This window comes from Enterobacter cloacae complex sp. (assembly GCF_900322725.1).
In the GTDB taxonomy this organism is placed as follows: Bacteria; Pseudomonadota; Gammaproteobacteria; order Enterobacterales; family Enterobacteriaceae; genus Enterobacter; species Enterobacter quasihormaechei.
On the sequence record NZ_LT991957.1, the window covers coordinates 2,143,990 to 2,163,563 of the forward strand.

The 19,574-nt window shown below is 59.1% G+C and carries 21 protein-coding genes; 14 read left to right on the forward strand and 7 right to left on the reverse strand.

Annotation, left to right across the window (positions count from 1 at the left end; translation table 11 throughout):
• Positions 1-112: 112 nt before the first annotated feature.
• The 8 genes from ivbL (at position 113) to DBR02_RS10765 (ending at position 8,511) form a co-directional block, all read left to right on the forward strand.
• The gene (gene ivbL, locus DBR02_RS10730; RefSeq protein ID WP_057979964.1) at positions 113-211 is read left to right on the forward strand and encodes an ilvB operon leader peptide IvbL; all 99 of its coding nucleotides are present in this window, start codon (positions 113-115) and stop codon (positions 209-211) included.
• Between the two features lie 106 nt (positions 212-317).
• Positions 318-2,006, forward strand: coding sequence for an acetolactate synthase large subunit (ilvB, locus tag DBR02_RS10735; protein WP_107534332.1), 1,689 nt, complete (start codon positions 318-320; stop codon positions 2,004-2,006).
• A gap of 3 nt (positions 2,007-2,009) precedes the next feature.
• Complete coding sequence (ilvN, locus tag DBR02_RS10740) at positions 2,010-2,297, forward strand: acetolactate synthase small subunit (RefSeq protein ID WP_010426528.1); 288 nt, start codon at positions 2,010-2,012, stop codon at positions 2,295-2,297.
• A 123-nt stretch (positions 2,298-2,420) separates the two neighbouring features.
• Complete coding sequence (gene uhpA / locus DBR02_RS10745) at positions 2,421-3,014, forward strand: transcriptional regulator UhpA (RefSeq protein WP_003861054.1); 594 nt, start codon at positions 2,421-2,423, stop codon at positions 3,012-3,014.
• On the forward strand, positions 3,011-4,516 hold the full coding sequence (gene uhpB / locus DBR02_RS10750) for a signal transduction histidine-protein kinase/phosphatase UhpB (protein ID WP_107534333.1): 1,506 nt from the start codon (positions 3,011-3,013) through the stop codon (positions 4,514-4,516). Before uhpA ends, uhpB begins: the two co-directional genes overlap by 4 nt.
• Entirely contained in the window at positions 4,509-5,819 is a 1,311-nt protein-coding gene (locus DBR02_RS10755) for an MFS transporter (RefSeq protein ID WP_107534335.1), read from the forward strand. Before uhpB ends, DBR02_RS10755 begins: the two co-directional genes overlap by 8 nt.
• A 132-nt stretch (positions 5,820-5,951) precedes the next feature.
• Positions 5,952-7,343 (forward strand): hexose-6-phosphate:phosphate antiporter, encoded by a 1,392-nt coding sequence (uhpT, locus tag DBR02_RS10760; protein ID WP_107534337.1) that lies wholly within the window; start codon positions 5,952-5,954, stop codon positions 7,341-7,343.
• Positions 7,344-7,506: 163 nt separating this feature from the next.
• Positions 7,507-8,511 (forward strand): alpha/beta fold hydrolase, encoded by a 1,005-nt coding sequence (locus DBR02_RS10765; protein ID WP_107534339.1) that lies wholly within the window; start codon positions 7,507-7,509, stop codon positions 8,509-8,511.
• Here the strand turns inward: DBR02_RS10765 and DBR02_RS10770 are convergent.
• On the reverse strand, positions 8,499-9,401 hold the full coding sequence (locus tag DBR02_RS10770; RefSeq protein WP_107534340.1) for a LysR family transcriptional regulator: 903 nt from the start codon (positions 9,399-9,401) through the stop codon (positions 8,499-8,501). The genes DBR02_RS10765 and DBR02_RS10770 overlap by 13 nt on opposite strands.
• Positions 9,402-9,500: 99 nt before the next feature.
• On the opposite strand from DBR02_RS10770, the gene DBR02_RS10775 reads away from it, so the two are divergent.
• From DBR02_RS10775 to DBR02_RS10795, 5 genes are all read left to right on the forward strand, one after another.
• The gene (locus DBR02_RS10775; protein ID WP_063452074.1) at positions 9,501-9,953 is read left to right on the forward strand and encodes a DUF1198 domain-containing protein; all 453 of its coding nucleotides are present in this window, start codon (positions 9,501-9,503) and stop codon (positions 9,951-9,953) included.
• 97 nt (positions 9,954-10,050) lie between these two features.
• The gene (locus tag DBR02_RS10780; RefSeq protein WP_107534341.1) at positions 10,051-10,578 is read left to right on the forward strand and encodes an SRPBCC domain-containing protein; all 528 of its coding nucleotides are present in this window, start codon (positions 10,051-10,053) and stop codon (positions 10,576-10,578) included.
• 65 nt (positions 10,579-10,643) lie between these two features.
• Positions 10,644-11,834, forward strand: a complete 1,191-nt coding sequence (gene nepI / locus DBR02_RS10785) for a purine ribonucleoside efflux pump NepI (RefSeq protein ID WP_107534342.1) — start codon at positions 10,644-10,646, stop codon at positions 11,832-11,834.
• 56 nt (positions 11,835-11,890) lie between these two features.
• Positions 11,891-12,163 carry a type II toxin-antitoxin system Phd/YefM family antitoxin gene (locus tag DBR02_RS10790; RefSeq protein WP_107534343.1) on the forward strand — a complete coding sequence of 91 codons (273 nt, stop codon included), beginning with the start codon at positions 11,891-11,893 and terminating at the stop codon, positions 12,161-12,163.
• Positions 12,138-12,404, forward strand: a complete 267-nt coding sequence (locus tag DBR02_RS10795) for a Txe/YoeB family addiction module toxin (protein ID WP_041911701.1) — start codon at positions 12,138-12,140, stop codon at positions 12,402-12,404. The genes DBR02_RS10790 and DBR02_RS10795 overlap by 26 nt, the downstream gene beginning before the upstream one ends.
• Position 12,405: 1 nt before the next feature.
• Here DBR02_RS10795 and DBR02_RS10800 read toward each other — a convergent pair whose 3' ends face one another.
• The 6 genes from DBR02_RS10800 to DBR02_RS10825 form a co-directional block, all read right to left on the reverse strand.
• On the reverse strand, positions 12,406-13,311 hold the full coding sequence (locus DBR02_RS10800; RefSeq protein WP_107534344.1) for an EamA family transporter: 906 nt from the start codon (positions 13,309-13,311) through the stop codon (positions 12,406-12,408).
• Between the two features lie 135 nt (positions 13,312-13,446).
• Complete coding sequence (locus tag DBR02_RS10805) at positions 13,447-14,826, reverse strand: carbohydrate porin (RefSeq protein WP_063868667.1); 1,380 nt, start codon at positions 14,824-14,826, stop codon at positions 13,447-13,449.
• A gap of 136 nt (positions 14,827-14,962) precedes the next feature.
• The gene (locus DBR02_RS10810) at positions 14,963-15,265 is read right to left on the reverse strand and encodes a PTS lactose/cellobiose transporter subunit IIA (protein WP_014168006.1); all 303 of its coding nucleotides are present in this window, start codon (positions 15,263-15,265) and stop codon (positions 14,963-14,965) included.
• A 5-nt stretch (positions 15,266-15,270) separates the two neighbouring features.
• Positions 15,271-16,647, reverse strand: coding sequence for a glycoside hydrolase family 1 protein (locus DBR02_RS10815; RefSeq protein ID WP_107534345.1), 1,377 nt, complete (start codon positions 16,645-16,647; stop codon positions 15,271-15,273).
• A gap of 17 nt (positions 16,648-16,664) precedes the next feature.
• The gene (locus DBR02_RS10820) at positions 16,665-17,993 is read right to left on the reverse strand and encodes a PTS cellobiose transporter subunit IIC (protein WP_003861036.1); all 1,329 of its coding nucleotides are present in this window, start codon (positions 17,991-17,993) and stop codon (positions 16,665-16,667) included.
• A gap of 11 nt (positions 17,994-18,004) precedes the next feature.
• Complete coding sequence (locus DBR02_RS10825; protein WP_045336018.1) at positions 18,005-18,319, reverse strand: PTS sugar transporter subunit IIB; 315 nt, start codon at positions 18,317-18,319, stop codon at positions 18,005-18,007.
• Between the two features lie 293 nt (positions 18,320-18,612).
• Here DBR02_RS10825 and DBR02_RS10830 point away from each other — a divergent pair, with 293 nt between their 5' ends.
• The gene (locus DBR02_RS10830) at positions 18,613-19,563 is read left to right on the forward strand and encodes a LacI family DNA-binding transcriptional regulator (RefSeq protein WP_063452081.1); all 951 of its coding nucleotides are present in this window, start codon (positions 18,613-18,615) and stop codon (positions 19,561-19,563) included.
• The last annotated feature ends 11 nt before the right edge of the window (positions 19,564-19,574 follow it).

The window sequence follows — 19,574 nt, forward strand, 5'->3', positions numbered from 1 at the left end:
AACGAAACGTGATCCCTGACGCATTTTTGCGCAGATGAAAATATTTCCATTGTCACGCCCGAAAACCTGTGTTTGTATAAATTCAATCAATGATTCCAAACACAGGTCCCCAATGACTTCATCCATCTTCACTTCGACCCTACTAAAAACTGCGCAACCAGCCGCAGTGGTCGTCGTGCGTGTGGTGGTGGTCGTCGGCAATGCGCCGTAGGGACTGGATCAACACACGAATCCAAAACCCCGCCGGCGCAAACCGGGCGGGGTTTTTCGTTTAGGACCCTCCCCGGAAGGCTGGCTCAGAAGAAAAGGACTGGAGCATGGCAAGTTCGGGCACAACATCCACAAAGACGCGTTTTACAGGCGCGCAGCTGATTGTTCATTTACTGGAACGACAGGGCATCACCACGGTTGCGGGTATCCCGGGTGGAACCGTGCTGCCGCTGTATGATGCGTTAAGTCAAAGCACACAGATCCGCCACGTGCTGGCGCGTCACGAGCAGGGAGCCGGTTTTATCGCTCAGGGCATGGCGCGTACCCATGGCAAACCTGCGGTGTGTATGGCCTGTAGCGGGCCGGGCGCCACTAACCTGGTGACCGCCATCGCCGACGCGCGTCTCGACTCCATTCCGCTGATCTGCATTACCGGCCAGGTACCGTCCTCGATGATCGGCACCGATGCGTTCCAGGAAGTGGATACCTACGGCATCTCTATCCCCATCACCAAACATAACTATTTAGTTCGCGATATCAGCGAGCTGCCTCAGGTGATCAGCGATGCGTTCCGCATTGCGCAGTCTGGCCGCCCGGGTCCGGTGTGGATAGACATTCCTAAGGACGTACAGACCGCAGAGATCGAGATCGACGTGCTGCCTGCGCCGGGCGAGCGTGCCCCCGCGCCGGAATTCAGCGCTGAGAGCGTGCGCGACGCCGCCGCCATGATTAACGCCGCCAGACGTCCGGTGCTCTATCTGGGCGGCGGGGCGATTAACGCCGCGGATGAAATCCGTGCGTTCGCGGAAAAAGCCAGCCTGCCGACCACGATGACCCTGATGGCGCTGGGCATGCTGCCTAAAGCGCACCCATTGTCTTTAGGCATGCTGGGCATGCACGGCGCGCGCAGCACCAACTACATCCTGCAAGAGGCGGATTTGCTGATTGTTATGGGTGCACGTTTTGATGACCGGGCGATTGGCAAAACCGAGGAGTTCTGCCCGAACGCCAAAATTATTCATGTGGATATCGACCGCGCCGAGCTGGGTAAAATCAAGCAGCCGCACGTGGCGATTCAGGGCGACGTGGCCGACGTGCTGGCGCAGCTGATCCCGCAGACGGACGCAGCTGACCGCACCGACTGGCGTAAACTGGTGGCCGATCTGCAACGCGAGTTCCCGGGCGCCATCCCAACCGAGGGCGACCCGCTGAGCCACTACGGGCTGATCAACGCCGTAGCCGCCTGCGTGGACGACAGCGCGATCATCACCACCGACGTCGGCCAGCACCAGATGTGGACCGCGCAGGCCTATCCGCTGAACCGCCCGCGCCAGTGGCTGACCTCCGGCGGCCTCGGCACCATGGGCTTCGGCCTGCCGGCGGCGGTTGGCGCGGCGCTCGCCAACCCGGACCGCAAGGTCATCTGCTTCTCCGGCGACGGCAGCCTGATGATGAACATTCAGGAAATGGCGACCGCGGCCGAAAACCAGCTGGACGTCAAAATCATCCTGATGAACAACGAGGCGCTGGGCCTGGTGCACCAGCAGCAGAGCCTGTTCTACAAGCAGGGCGTGTTTGCCGCGACCTATCCGGGGACGATCAACTTCATGCAGATTGCCGCCGGTTTTGGCCTGCACACCTGCGATCTGAACGCCGAAGACGATGCCCACGCGGCGTTGCAGGAGGCGATTGCTCGTCCGGGCCCGGCGCTGATCCACGTGCGTATCGACGCGCAGCAAAAAGTGTATCCGATGGTGCCGCCGGGTGCGGCCAATACTGAGATGGTGGGGGAATAAGCCATGCAGAAACAACATGATAACGTCATTCTGGAACTCACCGTCCGCAACCACCCTGGCGTAATGACGCACGTCTGCGGGCTGTTTGCCCGCCGGGCGTTTAACGTCGAAGGTATTTTGTGTCTGCCGATTCAGGGCAGCGAGCACAGCCGCATCTGGCTACTGGTGAACGACGACCAGCGTCTGGAGCAGATGATGGCGCAGATCGACAAGCTGGAGGACGTCACCAAAGTGGCGCGCAACCAGTCCGATCCCACCATGTTTAACAAAATTGCGGTGTTTTTCGAGTAAATCACTTAAGGTAAGAGGCTTTTGCCGGATGACGCTGCGCTTATCCGGCCTACAAGGACGTTACACGTAGGCCGGATAAGGCGTTTACGCCGCCATCCGGCATTTCAGACCGCAGGAACACACATGACCACCATCGCTCTCATCGACGACCACCTTATCGTCCGCTCCGGCTTTGCCCAGCTCCTCAACCTCGAACCGGATTTTCAGGTTGTGGCCGAGTTTGGCTCCGGGCGCGAGGCGCTGGCGGGCCTGCCGGGGCGCGGGGTGCAGGTCTGTATCTGCGACATCTCGATGCCGGATCTCTCCGGGCTGGAGCTGTTGAGCCAGCTGCCGAAAGGGATGGCGACGATCATGCTATCGGTCCACGACAGCCCGGCGCTGGTCGAGCAGGCGCTCAACGCGGGCGCGCGCGGCTTCCTCTCTAAACGCTGTAGCCCGGACGAGCTGATTGCCGCCGTGCGCACTGTCTCTACCGGCGGCTGCTACCTGACGCCGGATATCGCCATCAAGCTGGCGGCCGGACGGCAGGATCCGCTCACCAGACGCGAACGCCAGGTGGCGGAGAAGCTTGCCCAGGGCATGTCGGTAAAAGAGATTGCCGTAGAACTGGGCCTGTCGCCCAAAACCGTACACGTTCATCGCGCCAACCTGATGGAAAAACTCAACGTCAGCAACGACGTTGAGCTGGCGCGCCGCATGTTCGACAGCTGGCAATGAACTCCCTGTTTTCAAGGCTGATCGCCGTCGCTGCCAGCTTTTTTATCTTCTCCGCCGCGTGGTTTTGCCTGTGGAGCATCAGCCTGCACCTGGTGGAACGCCCGGAGCTGGCGGTGCTGCTGTTTCCCTTTGGCCTGCGTCTGGGATTAATGCTCCAGTGCCCGCGCGGATACTGGCCCGTTTTGCTGGGCGCGGAGTGGCTGATGCTGGTCTGGCTGGCGCAGGAGGTGGCCCTCGCGCATCTTCCCTTATTGATGACCGGAAGCCTGCTCACGCTTCTCCCCGTTGCCCTGATTTCCCGCTACCGCCACCAGCGCGACTGGCGCACGCTGCTGCGTCAGGGGGCGGCGCTGATTGCCGCCGCGCTGTTGCAGTCTCTGCCGTGGATGGGCGAAAAGGAGGTGCTCAACGCCCTGCTGCTGACCCTGACCGGCGGACTGACGCTGGCCCCGACCTGCCTTGTGATCTGGCACTACCTTACCAGCACCGTCTGGCAGCCCCTCGGCCCGGCGCTGGTCTCCCAGCCGGTGAACTGGCGCGCCCGGCACCTGATCTGGTATCTGCTGCTGTTTGTCGTGAGCCTGTGGCTACAGCTGGGTCTGCCCGCTGAATTATCGCGCTTCACGCCGTTTTGTCTGGCGCTGCCGATTATCGCTCTGGCCTGGCACTACGGCTGGCAGGGCGCTTTGATCGCCACGCTGATGAACGCCATCGCGCTGATCGCCAGCCAGACCTGGCACGATCATCCGGTGGATCTGCTGCTCTCGCTGCTGGCCCAGAGCCTGACCGGGCTGCTGCTCGGGGCGGGCATTCAGCGTCTGCGTGAGCTGAACCAGTCCCTGCAAGCCGAGCTGGCGCGCAACCGTCGTCTGGCGGAGCGTCTGCTGGAAACCGAGGAGAGCGTGCGTCAGGAAGTGGCTCGCGAGCTGCACGACGATATCGGCCAGACCATTACCGCCATCCGCACGCAGGCGGGCATCGTCCAGCGTCTGGCGGCGGATAACGCGGGCGTGAAGCAGGGCGGGGCGCATATCGAACAGCTTTCGCTGGGCGTCTATGATGCCGTTCGCCGCTTGCTGGGACGGCTGCGTCCGCGCCAGCTTGATGACCTGTCGCTGGAGCAGGCGATACGCTCCCTGATGCGTGAGATGGAGCTCGAAAGCCGCGGCATTGTCAGCCATCTCGACTGGCGTATTAACGAGCCTGCGCTGAGCGAAGGCCAGCGCGTGACGCTGTTCCGCGTCTGTCAGGAAGGGCTGAACAACATCGTCAAACACGCCAATGCCAGCGCGGTGACGATCCAGGGCTGGCAGCAGGACGAGCGACTGATGCTGGTGATAGACGACGACGGCTGCGGCCTGCCGCCGGGCTCCGGCCAGCAGGGGTTTGGCCTGGCGGGGATGCGCGAGCGCGTCAAGGCGCTGGGCGGCACGCTGAACCTTTCCTGCACCCACGGGACGCGCGTCAGCGTCAGCCTGCCGTTAAGGACGCATCATGTTTAAAACGCCCGCCAGCGTAGCCCCGTTAAGCAACAAAGCGGAAATCGACGCCCGCTACCGCTACTGGCGTCGCCATATCCTGATCACCATCTGGCTCGGCTACGCGCTGTTCTACTTCACCCGCAAAAGCTTCAACGCCGCCGCGCCGGAAATCCTCGCCAGCGGCGTGATGACGCGCACCGATATCGGCCTGCTGGCGACGCTGTTTTACATCACCTACGGCCTGTCGAAGTTTTTCTCCGGCATCGTCAGCGACCGCTCCAACGCGCGCTACTTTATGGGCGTTGGGCTGATCGCCACCGGCGTGGTGAACATCCTGTTCGGCTTTTCCACCTCGCTGTGGGCCTTTGCTCTGCTGTGGGCGCTGAACGCCTTTTTCCAGGGCTGGGGCGCGCCGGTTTGCGCCCGCCTGCTCACCGCCTGGTACTCGCGCAACGAGCGCGGCGGCTGGTGGGCGATCTGGAACACCGCGCATAACGTCGGCGGGGCGCTGATCCCGATGGTGGTGGGCGCCGCCGCGCTGCACTACGGCTGGCGCACGGGGATGATGATTGCCGGTGCCCTCGCGATTGTCGCCGGGCTGTTCCTCTGCTGGCGCCTGCGCGACAGGCCGCAAACCGTCGGCCTGCCTGCGGTGGGCGACTGGCGGCACGACGAGATGGAGATCGCCCAGCAGCAGGAGGGCGCCGGGCTGTCCCGCCAGGAAATCCTCACCAAGTACGTGCTGAAAAATCCGTACATCTGGCTGCTGTCCCTCTGCTACGTGCTGGTCTACGTGGTGCGCGCGGCCATCAACGACTGGGGCAACCTGTACATGTCCGAGACGCTGGGTGTGGATCTGGTCACCGCTAATTCGGCGGTGACGATGTTCGAGCTGGGCGGGTTTATCGGCGCACTGGTAGCGGGCTGGGGATCGGACAAGCTGTTCAACGGCAACCGCGGCCCGATGAACCTGATTTTTGCCGCCGGGATTTTACTCTCCGTGGGCTCGCTGTGGCTGATGCCGTTCGCCAGCTACGTCATGCAGGCGGCGTGCTTCTTCACCATCGGCTTTTTCGTCTTTGGCCCGCAGATGCTGATCGGCATGGCGGCGGCGGAGTGCTCGCACAAAGAGGCGGCAGGCGCGGCGACGGGCTTTGTCGGGCTGTTTGCCTACCTCGGCGCGTCGCTCTCCGGCTGGCCGCTGGCGCGGGTGATCGACATCTGGCACTGGAGCGGTTTCTTCGCGGCGATCGCCATCGCGGCGGGCATCTCGGCCCTGCTGCTGCTGCCGTTTTTGCACGCCCAGGCGCCGCGCGAAGCGTGACGCGCTTCACCTTTTGTTGCCGAATGGCGCAAAACTAAGAAATTTTCCCGGTTTCACCTGGACGCTGTCTCAGGCATCTCTCCCGGCTGATTTTTACAATGCTGCAAAAATCAGCTCAGGAGTAAACCAACCATGCTGGCCTTCTTAAACCAGGTGCGCAAGCCGACCCTGGATCTGCCGCTCGACGTGCGGCGCAAGATGTGGTTCAAACCGTTCATGCAGTCTTATCTGGTGGTCTTCATCGGCTACCTGACCATGTACCTGATCCGCAAAAACTTTAACATCGCGCAGAACGACATGATCTCCACCTACGGGCTGAGCATGACGCAGCTGGGGATGATTGGCCTGGGCTTCTCCATCACTTACGGGGTGGGGAAAACGGTGGTGTCCTACTACGCGGACGGCAAAAACACCAAGCAGTTCCTGCCGTTTATGCTGATCCTCTCCGCCATCTGTATGCTCGGCTTCAGCGCCAGCATGGGCGCGGGCTCCGTCAGCCTGTTCCTGATGATTACTTTCTACGCCCTGAGCGGTTTCTTCCAGAGCACCGGCGGGTCGTGCAGCTACTCCACCATTACCAAATGGACGCCGCGCCGCAAGCGGGGTTCGTACCTCGGCATGTGGAACATCTCCCACAACCTCGGCGGGGCGGGTGCGGCAGGCGTGGCGCTGTTTGGCGCGAACTACCTGTTCGACGGCCACGTGATCGGCATGTTTATCTTCCCGTCGATTATCGCCCTGATCGTCGGCTTTATCGGCCTGCGCTTCGGCAGCGACTCCCCGGAATCGTACGGCCTCGGCAAAGCTGAAGAGCTGTTCGGCGAGGAGATCAGTGAAGAGGACAAAGAGACCGAAGAGAACGAAATGTCCAAATGGCAGATCTTTGTTGAGTACGTGCTGAAAAACAAAGTGATCTGGCTGCTGTGCTTCTCGAACATCTTCCTGTACGTGGTGCGCATCGGCATCGACCAGTGGTCAACGGTATACGCCTTCCAGGAGCTGAAGCTCTCGAAAGAGGTGGCGATTCAGGGCTTCACCCTGTTCGAAGTGGGCGCGCTGGTCGGCACGCTGCTGTGGGGCTGGCTTTCGGATCTCGCCAACGGCCGCCGTGCGCTGGTAGCCTGCGTCGCGCTGGCGCTGATTATCGCCACGCTGGGCGTCTACCAGCACGCCAGCAACCAGTACGTTTATCTGGCGTCCCTGTTTGCGCTCGGCTTCCTGGTGTTTGGCCCTCAGCTGCTGATTGGCGTGGCGGCCGTAGGTTTCGTGCCGAAAAAAGCGATCGGCGCCGCCGATGGGATTAAAGGCACCTTCGCCTACCTGATCGGCGACAGCTTCGCCAAGCTTGGCCTGGGGATGATCGCCGACGGTACGCCGATTTTCGGCCTCACCGGCTGGGCGGGCACCTTCGCGGCGCTGGATGCGGCAGCGATTGGCTGTATCGTCCTGATGGCGATGGTCGCGGTGCTGGAAGAACGTAAAATTCGCCGCGAGAACCGCGCGCAGAAATTAAAAGCGGCCTGAGTGTGCAGGTAACGTCTTTGCCCGGTGTGTGATGCCGGGCTTTTTTTATTTGCGCGTCCTACCTTTACTCCGCTTTACACATTCGCTCCTCTCCATGCTCTACAGTGTTTTTTGCTGCCGCCTTTCGTGCAGCCTTAGCCCCTTTTGCTAACGGAGAGCTTGCATGTTAACCCGACGATTGTCCTGCCTGGCGCTGCTGATGGCGCTGGCGTCCCCCGCAATGGCCGCGGATGCCCCCACCTACGGCGAGAAGCTGGAAGGTTTCGACTACGGCTGGCCGGTAAAACACTTTACCTTTACCTCGCAAAACCAGTCTCTGGATATGGCTTACCTTGACGTAAAGCCGGAAAAACCCAACGGACGTACCGTGGTGCTGATGCACGGCAAAAATTTCTGCGCCGGCACCTGGGACGGCACGATCCGTGCGCTGTCGGCCAGCGGGTATCGCGTGATCGCACCCGACCAGATCGGCTTCTGTAAATCCACCAAGCCGGACCATTATCAGTACACCTTCCAGCAGCTGGCGGACAACACCCACGCGCTGCTCGCATCGCTTGGCGTCGATCGCGCGACGGTTATCGGCCACTCAACCGGCGGCATGCTGGCAACCCGCTACGCGCTGATGTGGCCGCAGCAGGTAGAGCAGCTGGTGATGGTGAATCCGATAGGCCTGGAAGACTGGAAAGCCCGCGGCGTGCCACATATCACGGTTGACCAGTGGTACCAGCGCGAGCTGAAGGTCAGCGCCGACGGCATTCGTCAGTACGAGAAAAATACCTATTACGCCGGGGAGTGGAAGCCGGAATACGAGCGCTGGGTCACCATGCTTGCCGGGCTGAACAACGGGCCGGGTAAAGCGCGCGTGGCGTGGAACTCGGCGCTGCTCTACGACATGATCTACACCCAGCCGGTTATCTACGAATTTAGCGACCTGAAGATGCCGGTATTATTGATGATCGGCACGAAGGACAACACCGCCATCGGGAAAGACCTCGCCCCGCCGGAGATCCGCAAGACGCTCGGCAACTATGCGGTGCTGGGGAAAGAGACGGCGAAGCGCATTCCGCACGCGACGCTGGTCGAGTTTAACGACATGGGCCACGCGCCGCAGATGCAGGACCCCGCACGCTTCCACGAGGCGCTGCTGAAAGGGCTTCAGGCGCGCTGACTGGTTTCCAGCAATAGCCCGCGCAGCCACGCCTGCGCGGGGTTGCGGTGCGTTCTGCCGTGCCAGGCCATGCTTTTGGTAAAGCCGGGTACGGGAATCGGTGTCTCGCAGACGAACATCCCCGTCTGGTTTTCCGCGATGCGTGACGGCACGACGGCAATCATATCGCTGAGGGCCAGCACGTCCGGCAGCACCAAAAAGTTGCTCACCGATAACCCCACGTGCCGCATGCGGCCAATTTTCTCCAGCGCGCTATCCGTTACGCCACGAAAACCATCGCCCTCGTAAGAGACCAGCACATGCTCCAGGGCGCAAAAACGGTCTAACGTGATTGGTTTTCCGGCATCCGGATGGTCGGCACGCATCATGCAAACATACCGTTCATCATAAAGCGCACGGCTGTGAAGCTCATCTGGCGTGGTGTGCGGAGTGATCAGCGCCACGTCAACGCTGCCCTGTTCAAGCTGGCTGACCAGGCGACCCGGTTCCACGGGCACGACGCGCACGCGGACAGAGGGAGCCTGCACCTTAAGGGCGGCGATAAAGGGTACGACGACCGCACGCAGGGCGTAGTCAGTCGCGGCGAGGGTGAAGGTGAGCGCTGCGGTGATAGGGTCAAACGCCACGGGCTGAAGCAGCATGTCGATATCAGCGAGAATGCGCTTTACCGGAGCGGCTAACGCTTCGGCGCGCGTGGTTGGCACCATCCCGTGCGGCGCACGAATAAACAGCGGATCGTCAAAGTAATCCCGCAGGCGGTTGAGCATGCCGCTCACCGCAGGCTGGGTCAGGGCAAGACGCCCCGCCGCGCGGGTGACGCTGCGCTCGTCCAGCAGGGCATCCAGCGTTTTCAGCAGGTTAAGATCCAGCGTGCGCAGATCCGCTTTCATGACGTTTTTCCACCTCTTTTCCGTTCACTATTATGGCGCTGCCCGCTGTCGACGCGCTGCGTTTCCCGCTATGATGAGCGGCTAGTCTAAGGAGAACGCATGGTCTGGATAATGCTGGCAACGCTTGCCGTGGTGTTTGTGGTTGGATTTCGTGTCCTGACTTCAGACTCCCGCCGCGCCATCAAACGTTTAAGCGAGCGGCTGGGGATCACCCCGATGCCGGTCGAGTCGATGATTGACCAGTTCGGTAAAACGCCGGGCAATGAGTTTATCCGCTACCTTGAACGCCCCGACGAGGCGCATCTGCAAAATGCCGCGCAGGTGCTACTGATCTGGCAGGTCTGCATCGTCGATGGCAGCGAAGAAAATCTGCATACCTGGCACCGTATGCTGCGGAAAGCCCGTCTGGCCGCACCTATAACTGATGCGCAGATTCGCCTCGCGCTCGGCTTTATGCGCGAAATAGAGCCCGATCCGCAGGAGCTTAACGCCTTCCAGCTGCGCTACAACCAGCTCTTCCTGCCGGAAGAGGGAGTATTCTATCTGCACTGATATCACGAATCGTGATGAAGAGTATAAAGCATCGTCATTAGATTTATACCACTCGCGGGGGCACCATCATCTCATCAACTAACTGATGAGGTGAACCATGAAACAATCCGCCATTATCTGGCCGAACGACTACCTGCCGGGTACCACCGATAACTTTGCATCTAACGAAATCATTGTTGCCGGGCTGAGCGCGAAAGAAGTCTGGGCGCAGCTCAACGACACCTCCCTCTGGCCGGGCTACTACAGCAATGCCGAAGACATTCGTTTTCACGACGGCAGCGGCCCGGCGCTGAGCGCTAACGCCCGCTTTCGCTTCACCACCTTCGGCTTCCCGGTTGAAGCGCAGGTGACGGAGTATGTTCCGCCGGCGGACGGTGAAGCTGCGCGTATTGCCTGGCACGGCTGGGTGGAGGGGGATGCGAATTCTCGTCTGGACGTGATCCACGCCTGGCTGTTTGAAGATCTTCCGGGAAACCGCGTGCGCATTCTGACGCAGGAATCGCAGAAAGGCGTGCCTGCACAGGAGCTTGCTCGCACCGTGCCGAACCCGATGATTAACGGGCATCAGGAGTGGATCGTCGGGCTGGCAAATGCGGCGATGCAAGAAAAGTTGTCAAATCGTTAAATCCGTCACACTTTTGATGATAAACTGCGCGACTTTTCCGCACGTTTTTATCTTCAGGTGATGCCATGACAGAACATATCCAGCCCTCGACCAGACCGCAGACCAGCGAGGTTTCACGCCCCAACTGGTCGGCGGTTTTCTCCGTGGCGTTCTGCGTCGCCTGTCTGATCACCGTTGAGTTTCTGCCGGTGAGCCTGCTGACGCCGATGGCGCAGGATCTGGGCATTTCCGAAGGCGTGGCGGGGCAATCCGTTACCGTTACCGCCTTTGTGGCGATGTTCGCCAGCCTGTTTATCACCCAGGCGATTGGCACTATTGACCGTCGTAAAGTGGTCATCCTGTTCAGCGTGCTGCTGACGCTCTCCTGCCTGCTGGTCTCTTTCGCTGAAAGCTTCACCCTGCTGCTGCTGGGTCGCGCCTGCCTGGGGCTGGGATTAGGCGGCTTCTGGGCGATGTCGGCCTCGCTGACCATGCGCCTGGTGCCCGCGCGCACCGTGCCAAAAGCGCTGTCCGTTATCTTCGGCGCGGTCTCCATCGCGCTGGTGATCGCCGCGCCGCTGGGCAGCTTCCTCGGCGGGATTATCGGCTGGCGTAACGTGTTCAACGCGGCGGCGGTGATGGGCGTGCTGTGCATTATCTGGGTGTGGAAAGCGCTGCCGTCCCTGCCGGGCGAAGCGGCACACCACAAACAGAACATGTTCGCGCTGCTCAAGCGTCCGGGCGTGCTGGCGGGGATGACCGCCATCTTCATGGCCTTTGCCGGGCAGTTTGCCTTCTTCACCTATATTCGCCCGGTCTATATGACCATGGCGGGCTTTGACGTGGACGGCCTGACGCTGGTGCTGCTGAGCTTTGGTATCGCCAGCTTTGTCGGCACCTCGCTGTCGTCCCAATTCCTGAAGCGCTCCCTGAAGGTGGCGCTGGCGGGTGCGCCGTTGGTGCTGGCGATCAGCGCCGCGGTGCTGGTGCTGTGGGGCAGCGATAAGTGGGTTGCGTCGGCGATTGCGATCGTCTGGGGCTTTGCGTTTGCGCTGGTGCCGGTGGGCTGGTCGACGTGGATCACCCGCTCGCTTGCCGATCAGGCGGAAAAAGCCGGGTCGATTCAGGTGGCGGTGATCCAGCTGGCGAACACCTGCGGCGCAGCGGTGGGTGGCGTGGCGCTCGACCATCTGGGGCTGACGTCACCGCTGGTGATTTCCGGCACGCTGATGCTGCTGACCGCGCTGCTGGTGGCGGGGAAGGTTAAGGCGCGCTGATTGATTAATAGTCACCCTATCGATATACTTGTACCGTAACTTGTACAGGAGGAAATATGCAGGTTGTGACGTTTACCGAAGCACGAAGCCGACTCAAAGATGTGTTGGACGACGTGAATGACAACGTGGAGACCACCATCATCAGCCGCCGAAACGGGGGGGATGCGGTGGTGATGTCTTTACAGCACTACAACTCGATGATGGAAACCATCCATCTGATGGGTTCGCCTGCCAACGCCAGTCGACTGATGGAGTCAATCGCACAGGTCAACACCGGAAAAACCACGCAGAGGGATTTGATAGATGACCAGGCTACTGATTTGGACTGATAACGGCTGGGATGATTACCTGTGGTGGCAGGAGCAGGATAAGAAAACGCTTCGCAGAATCAATAAATTGATTGAAGATGCGAAGCGTCAACCCTTCGATGGCCTGGGTAAGCCGGAACCGCTTAAAGGTAACCTTTCCGGATACTGGTCCCGCCGAATCAATGATACTGACCGTCTGGTTTACGGGGTGTCGGATAGCGCTCTCACTATTTTAATGTGCCGCTATCATTATTATTCGTAGATTATGCCGATGCCTTCACCCGTCTTCTCGAATCCATCGAAATCAGCACTACCGACGACACAATCAGCAGCGTCCCCAGCCAGTCTGGCAGGGTGAACGCCACGCCCAGCAACACCACCGACAGCAGCGCGCTGCTCAGCGGCTCGGCGCAGCTCAGAATGCTCGCCTTCGGCCCGCCGATCATCTGCGCGCCCTTCAGATACAGGCTGAACGTCAGCGCCGTGCCGATCACCACCAGGTAGAAAAACGCCAGCAGCAGGCCGCCGTCGATGGCGAAGGTTGTTCCGCGTCCGGCGTAGAACGGCGTCAGCATCAGGCCCGCAATCAACATGCTCCAGCCGACAATCGGCAGCGTGCCGTAGCGGGCGATCAGCGTTGACGGATAGGTGGTGTAAAACGCGGCGGCAAACGCCGAGGCGATGCCGAAGAACAGCGCGGCAGGGGAAATGGAGAGCGAGGTCGGATCGCCGTGGGTCACCAGCAGGAAGGTGCCGATCAACGACGTGAAAATCGCGGACAGAACAAACACGCCGGGACGCGTTTTCCGCGCCAGGGCGAACCACGCCACGATAATGGTCGGCGACAGGAACTGGAGCACGGTCGCCGTAGCAGCGTTAGATTTTTCAATCGTCAGCAGGAAGGTAAGCTGCACGGTAAGCGCGCCGACCAGCGAGAAAAACAGCAGGCTGAGGGCGTCCTTACGGTTTTTGATGACTGAGAAAATTTTGTCGCCGTGAACGAAGGAGAGCGTCAGCAGGATCACGCCGGTAAACAGCAGGCGAACCATGGTCAGGTAAGGCGAAGAAATGTGGCTTTTCTCCATGATGTACTGCGCACAAACGCCGGAACTGCCCCATAAAACGGCGGCGATCAGGACGTTCAGCATCCCTTTGCGTGTGGAACCCATGTTCTCCCCTGTTATGTTGGTTTTTTTTGTAGCATAACATGGGATCTTGCCGGATGGCGCTACGCTTACCCGGCCTACAAAACCTTGTAGGCCCGTGCAAGCGCAGCGCCGCTGGGTGAAACAAACGGCACTGTATTAGAACCACGCCTCCCACATCGCGCCGACGTTGAAGTCGTCGAGCGTCTCGTCTTTGGTGTTGTTCACGCGCGCGGTGCGTTCGTTATCCACCTTGCCGCCGGTCACGTAGAAGCGCAGCATCGGACGGAACTCCGGCCCCATGGCGATAGACATGTTCTGCGACAGGGTCAGCTTCCAGCCCTTGTTGTCGCCGCCGTTGTCGTAGTCAACGTGCTGCCAGCCCGCTTCCAGCCAGGTGGAGTGAACGTCGTTCCACCAGTGCATCGGGCGCACGATGGCGTTGTAGTTCTTGCGGTTGTCGGCGTCATCGCGGCTGTTGTCATAGTCGTGGAAGGCGAGGATGTACTCCACCTGCGTGGCCTGGGTGAATTTATACAGCCCTTCGAAGCTGGCGTAGACCGTGGTCAGGTCTTCGGTTTTGTTGAACACGCTGTTGTCCGCGTTATCGGAGTAGCGGGCGATCACCTTGTTCACGCCGCTGTCGTTGGTGTGGCTCAGCACCACGCCGCCCTGCCAGGCGTTCAGACGCTCGTCGCTCTCAACGGCTTTAGAGTCGAAGCCGTAGTTGGCGTACAGCTCCATGTCGATCGGGCCGAGCTTCATGCCGTGGATTTTGGAGGTCGCGGCGTAGTTGCCCTTGTCGCCCGTGCCGGAACCGCCGGTACAGGTGATGCGCGACGGGTTCGCTTCGTCTTCCATCACTTCCGGGCTACAGGATTCGACCGCCGCCACGGCAGCCACGTCAAACTGCACGCCGCCAATGTCGAAGTTCTTCACCCCGGCGCCCTGGCCGTCGTGGTTCATCCAGAAGTAATCGTTAATGCCCTGCTGCGGACGCTGGTGAAAGTCACGACCGGCCCAGAAGTAGGCGTTCGGGTTGGAGGCCATAATGTTGGTCACGCCCGCGTAGGCTTTCTTCAGGTTAACTTCGTCGCCCCAGTGGTCGATCATCACGTTGATGTCCCAGATGGCGCCGTTGTCCCCTTTGAAGGCCTTGGAGAGCTGGAATTCACCGCCGTTGCCTTCGTTACCCAGACGACCAATCGCGGACGCGCCGTTGTAGGAGCCGTCCACCGCCACGTATTTCTGATCGGCGGCCTGGAAGTGCGCGCCGTAGCGGGCATAGCCGGTAAATTTCACCCCGAACGGGATCGCCATATCCGGAGACTGCGCCGCGCTCTGCGGCTCGGTGATGACGTCCGCTTTTTTCGCGACCGCCGCATCCATTTTGGCCTGACGCTCGGCCAGGGCTTTATCCACCGCTTTCGCCACAATGGCGTCGATTTGCTCCTGGGTAAATTCTTGTGCGAGGACGGAAATTGGGCACAGCGCGGCGATAACCGCCATGGTTAATGGAAGTTTTTTAATCGTATTCATGGTTATCTCAATATAGTTTAATTTTATTCAGACAATAACCATCCCGCTCCGATCTGACAGAGTATGTCGCTATCATCAGAACAAGTGGATCTCTATTTAGGGTACAGAGGTATTACAGTAATTAATTCGCCATAGACTATCTCTGATATAAATGAATAATTTCTTCAGATAATTCACGCGCTAATAAGGAATTCATTAAATGATCCTGGGCGTGCACCATAATTAACGTCATCGGCTGGCGGGCTTCGCCCGCATCCTGCTCGATCAGTTTGGTCTGCATCTTGTGCGCCTGGCGCGCGTAGCCGTCGGCTTCGCGCAGCAGGCTTTTGGCTTCGTCAAGGTTGCCCTGACGCGCCGCGTGCAGCGCTTCAAAGCACAGGCTGCGGGACTGTCCGGCGTTGACGATAATTTCCATTACGGCTTCTTCTAATGCGATCATCATTATTACTCTTTATCAAAGCGATTATTTAAGGCGGTGGCGGCAAACCACTCGCCGCTTTTCTTCATGGTGCGCTGCTGCGTCTCTAAATCAAGCTGAATAAAACCGTAGCGGTTTTTATATGCATTACACCACGACCAGTTATCAATAAACGTCCACATATGGTAGCCAAGGCAATTGCACCCTTCGCTAATCCCTTTGTGCAGCCACGATAAATGCTCTGAAATAAACTCGATGCGGTATTGATCGTTAATCTGACCATTTTCTATAAAGCGCTGTTCATTTTCGACGCCCATACCGTTTTCCGAAATAAAGCAGCGAGGGTTGCCGTAATTGTCGCGCAGGTTAACCAGAATATCGTAAATACCCGGCGCGTAGATTTCCCAGCCGCGGTACGGGTTCATCTTGCGGCCCGGCATCTCGTAGCTGTCAAAGAACCACTCCGGCATAAACGGCGCCTGCGGGTTCACCGCGCTGTCGCGACACTTCACGCGACGCGGCTGATAGTAGTTCACGCCGAGCAGGTCGATTTTTCCTTCCGCAATCAGCGCGCTGTCTTCCGGCTTGCAGGCAGGCAGCTGGTCGTACGCCTTCAGCAGCGCCACCAGGTCCGCCGGATATTCCCCGCGCAGGACCGGGTCAAGGAAGCTGCGGTTAAACATCAGGTCTGCGATGTGCGCGGCCTTCACGTCCGCCGGGTTCTGCGAGCGCGGGTAGGACGGCGTCAGGTTCAGCACGATGCCGATCTCCCCCGCGTAATGCCCGGCGCGGTAGGCCTGAACCGCCTTCGCGTGGGCCAGTACGGTGTGATAGGCCACGGTCGCTGCCCGACGAAAATCCACCACGTTCGGGTAGTGGAAGTCGTACAGATAACCGCCCTCAACCGGCACAATCGGCTCGTTGAAGGTAAACCAGTGCAGCACGCGATCGCCAAACAGCTCGAAGCAAATCTGCGCATAGCGGGCGTAAGCGTTCACCACGTCGCGGTTTTCCCAGCCGCCGATCTCCTGCATCGCCATCGGCATGTCGAAATGGAACAGGGTCATAAACGGCGTGATGCCCTGTTCATTCAGCTCATCAATGACCTGATTGTAAAAATCGACCGCTTCCGGGTTCACTTCACCGATACCGTCGGGGATCAGGCGCGCCCAGCTAATCGAGGTGCGAAAGCTGTTGTGGTTCAGCTGCTTTAACAGCTGAATATCCGTTTTCCAGTGCTGATAAAACGTGGAGGTCTGCTGCGGCCCCACGCCGTTGTGAAAACGGTTCGGCTCGCGGGCAAACCAGTAATCCCACGTGGTTTCCCCCTCTCTTGCCCCTTCAGTCTGGAGAGCGGAGCTGGCGCTGCCCCACCAGAAGTTATCGGGAAATGCGTATTTCATGACTCTTCCTCTTTGACTTAATTGCTTGTGGCTTCAGCGGCACCCACGGTTGCAGCCTGCGCTTTCTGCTCTTCGTTTTTGATGAGCGTACGCTCGTAGGCGCGCAGGAACGGCAGGTACATCAGCGCCGACATCACCATGCAGACGAGGCACATCACCACCGGGCTGAGCGCCCAGTTCGCCGCCCACGAGGCGCCAATCGGCGCGGGCGTGGTCCACGGGGTTAACGACACCACCTGCGCCAGCCAGCCGAGCTTCGTCGCGCCGTACGCCAGGCAGGCGTTGACCAGCGGAACAAACACAAACGGGATAAACAGCATCGGGTTCATGATGATCGGCGCGCCGAACAGAATCGGTTCGTTGATGTTAAAGAAGCTTGGCACAACGCCCATTTTGCCGATGGTGCGCAGGTGCGTAACGCGGCTGCGCAGCAGCAGGAACGCCAGCGGTAGGGTTGAGCCTACGCCGCCAATCAGCAGGTAGTGGTCCCAGAAGCCTTGCAGATAAACGTGCGGCAGCGCAGCGCCCGCCGCCAGTGCCGCCTGGTTTGCCGAGAGGTTCGCCATCCAGAACGGGTTCATGATGCCGGTGACAATCAGCGAGCCGTGAATACCGGCAAACCAGAAGATCTGGCACAGCAGCACGGAGAGCAGAATGGCGGGCAGGGAGTCGGACGCCGAGACCAGCGGCTCCAGCAGGTGCATGATCGCCTGCGGGATAATCATGCCGGTCTGCGCTTCAATGAACAGGTTCAGCGGGTGCAGGGTACCGATCACCACCATCACCGGGATCAGGATCTCAAACGAACGCGCCACGCCGGTCGGCACTTCCTTCGGCAGGCGGATGGTGACGTTGTTCTGCTTCAGCCACGCATAGACGCGGGTAGAGTAAATCGCAGTGATCAGCGCGGTGAAAATGCCCTGACCAGAGAGGTACTGCGTGGAGATCTTGCCGTCGGCATACGGCGCGGCGACCAGCAGGAAAGCCATAAAGGCCAGCAGACCGGACATCACCGGGTCGAGGTTAAACTGACGTCCCAGGCTCGCGCCAATTCCCACCGAGATAAAGAACGTCATCACCCCCATGCTGAGGTTAAACGGCAGCATCAGCTGTTCGCGGTAGGTCTCGGAAAAGTCCAGCCAGCCGCGGGCGAAGCTGTTGGTGGTGTCCGCTGAGAACGGCGGGAAGATAAACACCAGCATAAACGAGCCGATGATCATGAACGGCAGCGCGGCGGTAAAGCCGTCGCGGATGGCAATCACATACTTTTGCTGACCCAGCTTCGCGGCCAGCGGGGTAATTGATTGCTCAATGACCGCGACCATAGATTGATATAACGAACTCATGTGAACACCTTTTAGTGTGCCGCTTCGATGAGCGACAGAGCATAGTCCAGTACTTTATCGCCACGCTGCATGCCATAGTCCATCATGTCGATGGGCTGCACCGGAATGCCTTGCGTCGCTGCCTTGTCTGAAAGCGTCTTTAACATGTATTTCACTTGCGGTCCGAGAAGTACCACCTGATAGTGCGGAAACTGCGTATCAAATTCGGATACGCCGTACGCATCTATCTTCACGGGCAAGCCCCGTTCTTTTGCAACATCGACCATTTTGCTGACCAGCAGGCTGGTGGACATCCCGGCAGAGCAGCACAGCATAATCTTGAACATCGACAACCATCCTCAAAATGTAAAAAGTTATTGCGAGGATGATTGGACATGATACGGAAACCGGTTTCCATTTATAAAAGACAGAAGTGTGACAACCATCAATATCCCCTGCTTATGGGGCTTATTAACTGGATGTGGGTCACATAATTTGGCTGTTTTGACATCAATTTGAGTGGAAACGGAAAATCGGTTTCCATGGAAAACGGAAACGGATATACTCCGTTCTGGCTATAATGTGAGCCGTAGCGGTGATGGAAATTACAGGCGCCAGTTGCGTCTGACAGGGGAGAAAGATGTCTACAATCAACGATGTATCACGTCTGGCCGGGGTGTCCAAAGCCACGGTATCACGGGTGTTGAGCGGGTCGCGTGGCGTTAAGGAAGCCAGCCGTCAGGCTGTGCTGAAAGCGGTGGATGAGCTGAACTATCGTCCTAACGTGATTGCCCAGTCGCTGCTCAGCCAGTCGACGGGCTGCATTGGGGTGATTTGCGCGCAGGAGAACATTAACCAGACCACCGGTTACCTTTACGCGCTGGAAAAGCACCTCAGCCAGCATCAGAAACACCTGCTGCTGCGTTTCGCGCACACCAAAACAGAAGTGATGAACGCCCTTGAAGAACTATCCTGCGGCTTATGTGATGACATTCTGGTGATTGGCGCGCGTTTCCCGCTGGATGTCGACATGGACAATGTGATTCTGGTCGACTGCATGGAGGCCGATAACGCCAACAGCATTCAGTTCGATCACGCGTTCGCGGCTGAAACGGCGTGTAACTACCTCACCAGCCAGGGGCGTCGCCAGATTGCCCTGATCCACCCGCACGGCAGCGGATTCGCTGACCAGGTGCTGCTGGGCTACAAGCACGCGCTGGAGAAAAACTTTCTGCCCTTTAATCGCAACCTCGTGTTTATGGACGCGACCTCGTCGTCCGTTGCGCTTCAGGAATTACTCAACAATGCGTCCACGCTGAACTTCAACGCGCTGCTGGTGGCAGACGAGCAGGAAGCCCAGCGGGTGATCCCGCAGCTTCAGGCGTTTAATAAATCGGTACCGGAAGACATCATGGTCTTTAGCCTGGCCGGTTCGCTGCATCTGCCGGGTATCCCGGTGATCCCGGCTATTGAGTATTCCATGGACGCCATGGCGGCGCGCATCGTGACCTGGCTGAATGAAAAAACGCAGATGCTGGGGTCGTACGTGCTGCGTGGGGATTTAATTATTCCGGATGTACGCAAGCGTTAAAAAGCGAACCC

Coding starts and splice junctions, on each gene's coding strand:
- ivbL (WP_057979964.1), top strand. CDS start 113: ATGACTTCATCCATCTTCACTTCGACCCTACTAAAAACTGCGCAACCA.
- ilvB (WP_107534332.1), top strand. CDS start 318: ATGGCAAGTTCGGGCACAACATCCACAAAGACGCGTTTTACAGGCGCG.
- ilvN (WP_010426528.1), top strand. CDS start 2,010: ATGCAGAAACAACATGATAACGTCATTCTGGAACTCACCGTCCGCAAC.
- uhpA (WP_003861054.1), top strand. CDS start 2,421: ATGACCACCATCGCTCTCATCGACGACCACCTTATCGTCCGCTCCGGC.
- uhpB (WP_107534333.1), top strand. CDS start 3,011: ATGAACTCCCTGTTTTCAAGGCTGATCGCCGTCGCTGCCAGCTTTTTT.
- DBR02_RS10755 (WP_107534335.1), top strand. CDS start 4,509: ATGTTTAAAACGCCCGCCAGCGTAGCCCCGTTAAGCAACAAAGCGGAA.
- uhpT (WP_107534337.1), top strand. CDS start 5,952: ATGCTGGCCTTCTTAAACCAGGTGCGCAAGCCGACCCTGGATCTGCCG.
- DBR02_RS10765 (WP_107534339.1), top strand. CDS start 7,507: ATGTTAACCCGACGATTGTCCTGCCTGGCGCTGCTGATGGCGCTGGCG.
- DBR02_RS10770 (WP_107534340.1), bottom strand. CDS start 9,401: ATGAAAGCGGATCTGCGCACGCTGGATCTTAACCTGCTGAAAACGCTG.
- DBR02_RS10775 (WP_063452074.1), top strand. CDS start 9,501: ATGGTCTGGATAATGCTGGCAACGCTTGCCGTGGTGTTTGTGGTTGGA.
- DBR02_RS10780 (WP_107534341.1), top strand. CDS start 10,051: ATGAAACAATCCGCCATTATCTGGCCGAACGACTACCTGCCGGGTACC.
- nepI (WP_107534342.1), top strand. CDS start 10,644: ATGACAGAACATATCCAGCCCTCGACCAGACCGCAGACCAGCGAGGTT.
- DBR02_RS10790 (WP_107534343.1), top strand. CDS start 11,891: ATGCAGGTTGTGACGTTTACCGAAGCACGAAGCCGACTCAAAGATGTG.
- DBR02_RS10795 (WP_041911701.1), top strand. CDS start 12,138: ATGACCAGGCTACTGATTTGGACTGATAACGGCTGGGATGATTACCTG.
- DBR02_RS10800 (WP_107534344.1), bottom strand. CDS start 13,311: ATGGGTTCCACACGCAAAGGGATGCTGAACGTCCTGATCGCCGCCGTT.
- DBR02_RS10805 (WP_063868667.1), bottom strand. CDS start 14,826: ATGAATACGATTAAAAAACTTCCATTAACCATGGCGGTTATCGCCGCG.
- DBR02_RS10810 (WP_014168006.1), bottom strand. CDS start 15,265: ATGATCGCATTAGAAGAAGCCGTAATGGAAATTATCGTCAACGCCGGA.
- DBR02_RS10815 (WP_107534345.1), bottom strand. CDS start 16,647: ATGAAATACGCATTTCCCGATAACTTCTGGTGGGGCAGCGCCAGCTCC.
- DBR02_RS10820 (WP_003861036.1), bottom strand. CDS start 17,993: ATGAGTTCGTTATATCAATCTATGGTCGCGGTCATTGAGCAATCAATT.
- DBR02_RS10825 (WP_045336018.1), bottom strand. CDS start 18,319: ATGTTCAAGATTATGCTGTGCTGCTCTGCCGGGATGTCCACCAGCCTG.
- DBR02_RS10830 (WP_063452081.1), top strand. CDS start 18,613: ATGTCTACAATCAACGATGTATCACGTCTGGCCGGGGTGTCCAAAGCC.